Genomic DNA, 4,870 nt, shown 5'->3' on the forward strand with positions numbered 1-4,870 from the left:
TGACGACCCAGCAGGATGTGCTCACGGGTCTGTGGCATTGGGCCATCAGTCGCAGCAACAACCAGGATCGCGCCGTCCATCTGCGCAGCACCGGTGATCATGTTTTTCACATAGTCGGCGTGGCCAGGGCAGTCAACGTGCGCATAGTGGCGAGTCGGGGTTTCATATTCAACGTGAGAAGTGTTGATGGTGATACCACGTGCTTTCTCTTCTGGCGCCTTATCGATCTCATCGAATTTGCTTGCTTTACCGCCGTAGGTTTTAGCCAGAACGGTGGTGATTGCAGCAGTCAGGGTGGTTTTACCGTGGTCAACGTGACCGATGGTGCCCACGTTTACGTGCAGTTTGTTACGTTGAAATTGCTCTTTAGCCATCGCTAGTCCCTCTAAGACACGGATATATCGAAGATATCGTCATATCAACCAGGCAATGCCTGACTGTTTGGTTTACAGAGAGAGAATCAGGAGAGAGATAAAGGAAGTGGTGCTGATACCCAGAGTCGAACTGGGGACCTCACCCTTACCAAGGGTGCGCTCTACCAACTGAGCCATATCAGCACATCTGGAGCGGGCAGCGGGAATCGAACCCGCATCATCAGCTTGGAAGGCTGAGGTAATAGCCATTATACGATGCCCGCGTCCTGGAACTCGGCTACCTGTTCTTTCTGTAGCTTATGAATAATAAAAGAAGACCTTCTATTATTCGAGCCTGCCAGAGTTTCTGACCGACTTTGATTGCGAAAATCCGCAATCTGAATTCGAAGGTGAGAGAGATGAACTCACCCGCCAGATAAAGATTTTATCTGACGCTCAACCAAGTGGTTGAGATGGTGGTGGGAGAAGGATTCGAACCTTCGAAGTCTGTGACGGCAGATTTACAGTCTGCTCCCTTTGGCCGCTCGGGAATCCCACCTACTTGATGGTGCCGGCTACCGGAATCGAACTGGTGACCTACTGATTACAAGTCAGTTGCTCTACCAACTGAGCTAAGCCGGCATCAAGTGGAGCGCATTCTAGGAAGACCGCGCCCAGGATGCAACAAAAAAATTGCCAAAACTGTTCTATCGCTTACTATTTGTGCAAAACATCGCAAACCGCTCATCATTTGCAGTATTTTCGTCCAAATGCAGTGTGTTTTTACGCCACTGCACTAAGTGATTTACAGAGGCTTATCGTGGTTTGGTCGTCGCACGCCAGAAGCACAACGCCATTTTTCATTTAAAAGTGCGCAACTTTTTTTTATTGGATCGGGTTTGATTGAACATTTTTTCAACTAATACAATGCAAGACGGGATTGTTCGTTAACGGATGCCACTGTCGGCGTGTTAAAGAGGGAGGCATTATTGATTGTCTGAAGACGGCTCAACGTTGTCAGCGAGGGAAAATCTGAAAAGATTTTACGCGGCGCTGCAGCAAAATCGATTGTAATAAGCGACAAAGCAATAATAAAAATGCGGGCACGCTTACGAAAGCGTGCTCAGGTTTATCAATTTGCTTCTTTTTAAAGTGACACTGGTGTTACCCTCCAGCCCATTGTTCTCGTTACTTACCCCCTATGACGTGCAACTGAGCTCGACGCATCATTGTATGCCAGACGCTACAAGGTGTTGATGAGCCGGAATTTGCGGTCAGATGCATACTTATGAGTAAAAAAACGACACCACTCACTACACCCTATTTGCAGTTTGACCGTCAGCAATGGGCCGCCCTGCGCGACTCAGTGCCAATGACGCTCGCTGAAGGCGAAATTGAACGACTACGCGGTATCAATGAAGATCTCTCCTTAGAAGAGGTTGCTGAAATCTATTTACCGCTCTCACGTCTGCTTAACTTCTATATCAGTTCTAATCTGCGCCGTCAGGCCGTGCTGGAGCAGTTCCTTGGCACTAACGGGCAAAAGATTCCCTATATCATCAGTATTGCCGGCAGTGTTGCTGTAGGTAAAAGTACAACCGCGCGTGTGTTGCAGGCGCTGCTTAGTCGCTGGCCAGAACATCGTAAAGTCGAGTTGATTACAACTGACGGCTTTTTACACCCCAATGCAGTGTTGAAAGAACGGGGGCTAATGAAGAAGAAAGGCTTCCCGCAATCTTACGATATGCATCGTCTGGTGAATTTTGTATCCGATTTGAAATCAGGCGCTAGTCAGGTCACTGCGCCAGTTTATTCACACCTTATTTATGATGTGATCCCGGATGGCGATAAGGTGGTACAACAGCCTGATATTTTGATTTTGGAAGGCTTAAATGTGCTTCAAAGCGGGATGGATTATCCCCACGATCCGCATCATGTATTTGTTTCTGATTTTGTCGACTTCTCAATTTATGTCGATGCACCTGAAGCATTATTAGAACGTTGGTATGTTAATCGTTTCTTAAAATTCCGCGAAGGTGCCTTCAGCGATCCAGATTCTTATTTCCACCATTATTCTCAGCTCCCCAAAGATGAGGCGGAAAATATTGCTCGCGGGTTATGGAAAGAGATTAACTGGCTGAATCTCAATGAAAATATCCTTCCAACTCGAGAGCGTGCCAGCCTGATTATGACCAAATCTGCAGATCATGCCGTGCAAAGTGTTCGCTTGAGAAAATAATTTTTGATATTTAAACGCCCTTATTTCCGAGGGCGTTTGATTTTTTTAGGTCAATTCAGATTAATTACCAGGTCGCAGCGAAATCTCACCACCAACCCAGGATTTCACTTCACCTTCTTGCTCCAGTAATAAACCACCCTGCTTATCAATACCACGTGCAATGCCATGGACTTCTCTATCGCCAATCAGCAACTTAACCGGGCGATTGATAAAGTTGTCCAGAGCATCCCAGCGCTCTACAAACGGTGCCAATCCATCTCGCTCGAAAATCGGCAGTGCTTCACGCAGATGATTAATGATTTTTGCAGCCAGCTCATTGCGATTAATTTCTACACCGGCTTCCTGCAAATTAATCCATCCCTGATTAATTTCAGAGGCTCCTTCTGAGCGCATCACCAGATTGACGCCTGCGCCCATGACAATTTGCGCTGCATCGCCTGTTTTGCCGGTTAGTTCAACCAGAATCCCGGCCAATTTACGATCGTTCAGGTAAAGATCATTGGGCCATTTGACACGCACATCAGGTGCACCCAATGACTGAATCACCTCGGCCATCACGATACCAATCACCAGGCTGAGTCCCATTGCTGCAGCGGGACCTTGCTCAAGTCGCCAGTACATCGACAGATAGAGATTAGAACCAAAAGGAGAAAACCACTTTCTGCCACGGCGGCCACGGCCTGCTTGCTGATATTCTGCAATACAGGCATGACCAGAAGGCAACTGATCCATCCTATCCAGCAGATACTGGTTGGTAGAATCAATCACAGGGATGACATCTAAATCTGGTTGATGCAGATGCGAAAGAATATCGGCTTCATTCAGCAATTGAATGGGGGCAGGCAAGCTATATCCTTTTCCTGTTACGGTATAAACATCCAGACCCCAGCTCTTCAGGGTTTGAATATGCTTATTAATGGCTGCACGGCTCATACCCAATGCTTCACCCAACTGCTCGCCTGAATGGAATTCTCCATCAGCCAGCAGCGCGACCAATTTCAGCGGAACACTATTATCTTTCATGAAATGACCTCAACGGCGTTACGTTCGCCTTGAGCACCAATGAAGCGAACCTCTGGCTCGAGCCAAACATTGAATTTTTCACCCACGTGGTTTCGCACCTCGTGCGCTAAAGCAACGATATCCTTTGGCGTTGCCTGGTTTTCATTGATTAACACCAGTGCCTGGTGACGGTGTACCGCAGCGCCACCTACCTGATATCCCTTTAGATGACATTGATCGATCAACCAACCTGCCGCTAATTTCACGTCACCATTTGCCTGCGGATAATGCGGCATCCCCGGCCATGCTTTTAATAACTCATTAGCCAACTTGAGTGTGATAAGCGGATTTTTGAAAAAACTGCCTACATTTCCCGTTACGCGCGGGTCGGGCAATTTGCTCTGGCGCATTTGGCAGACGGCATTGAATACATCCCATGCGCATACAGTGGCCGGGTTCAGTTTCGCTAAATCGCCGTAATTCAGTACCGGCTTCCATTGCTTTGCCAAACGAAGTCCGACAGCAACTATAACGTGATTATCCTTCATCTCGTGCTTAAAGATACTGTCACGATAACCAAACTGACACGCTTCTCGATCCAGGCGACTGATTTTTTGTGTGGGTAGATGCAGAACATCGACGTAGTGGCAAATATCTTTAAATTCAACACCATAAGCGCCAATATTCTGGATAGGCGCTGAACCAGCCTTGCCGGGAATTAACGCAAGATTTTCCAGGCCGGTAATACCTTTCTTTAAAGTATGCTCAACCAGCTCGTGCCAGTTCTCACCTGCACCGATATGCAAATGCCATGATTCAGCCTCTTCCTCAAGTGAAATACCTTTGATGGCGTTAATAATCACGCCACCATCAAAGTCTTCCAGGAATAGCACATTGCTGCCCTCACCTAATACGATGAAAGGTTGATTCGCCTGTTGAGTTGCTTGCCATGCGTTCATGATGGCTTCGGATGTGTCTGCGATATACAGCGCTTGTGCACTGACTTCGAGACCCAGTGTGTTGAAAACTTTTAGAGAAGTGTGGGGGCTGGACATTTCACGGCCTTGACTGATTTATCTGGCCGTAGTTTACCCGATCAGTTAGTCACGGGTGGGATGTTTTCGTGGCTTTTAGCCCTGATTTCGCCAATTTGCAGACGTAAAAAAACCCTGAACTTTCGTTCAGGGTTTCTTCACTTGTTTGATGCCTGGCAGTTCCCTACTCTCGCATGGGGAGGCCCCACACTACCATCGGCGCTACGGCGTTTCACTTCTGA

Annotated in this window: 4 protein-coding genes and 4 tRNA genes; 1 reads left to right on the forward strand and 7 read right to left on the reverse strand. The window is 47.5% G+C overall.

All coding sequences use genetic code 11. The features are described from left to right. The 5 genes from H7A81_RS25705 to H7A81_RS25725 all read right to left on the reverse strand — a co-directional run. Positions 1-374, reverse strand: a 374-nt coding sequence (locus H7A81_RS25705) for a GTP-binding protein (RefSeq protein ID WP_182059157.1), incomplete at its 3' end; no start/stop codon positions are given. 107 nt (positions 375-481) lie between these two features. Next, positions 482-557: transfer RNA gene (locus tag H7A81_RS25710), tRNA-Thr, on the reverse strand. Between the two features lie 5 nt (positions 558-562). Further along, positions 563-637 (reverse strand) — tRNA-Gly (locus H7A81_RS25715). 190 nt (positions 638-827) lie between these two features. Then, positions 828-912, reverse strand: a tRNA-Tyr gene (locus H7A81_RS25720). A 7-nt stretch (positions 913-919) separates the two neighbouring features. Continuing rightward, positions 920-995, reverse strand: a tRNA-Thr gene (locus tag H7A81_RS25725). Positions 996-1,641: 646 nt separating this feature from the next. Here H7A81_RS25725 and coaA point away from each other — a divergent pair. Next, complete coding sequence (gene coaA / locus H7A81_RS25730) at positions 1,642-2,592, forward strand: type I pantothenate kinase (RefSeq protein WP_034828892.1); 951 nt, start codon at positions 1,642-1,644, stop codon at positions 2,590-2,592. A gap of 60 nt (positions 2,593-2,652) precedes the next feature. On the opposite strand, the gene birA is transcribed toward coaA, so the two are convergent. Then, a complete protein-coding gene (birA, locus tag H7A81_RS25735; RefSeq protein ID WP_166936605.1) occupies positions 2,653-3,615 on the reverse strand; it encodes a bifunctional biotin--[acetyl-CoA-carboxylase] ligase/biotin operon repressor BirA in 963 nt (320 codons plus the stop codon). Beyond that, positions 3,612-4,649 (reverse strand): UDP-N-acetylmuramate dehydrogenase, encoded by a 1,038-nt coding sequence (gene murB, locus H7A81_RS25740; protein WP_166936603.1) that lies wholly within the window; start codon positions 4,647-4,649, stop codon positions 3,612-3,614. The genes birA and murB overlap by 4 nt, the downstream gene beginning before the upstream one ends. Between the last annotated feature and the right edge of the window lie 221 nt (positions 4,650-4,870).

Origin of the sequence: Pantoea sp. ME81, from assembly GCF_903970985.1 — a bacterium.
Lineage (GTDB): Bacteria > Pseudomonadota > Gammaproteobacteria > Enterobacterales > Enterobacteriaceae > Pantoea > Pantoea communis.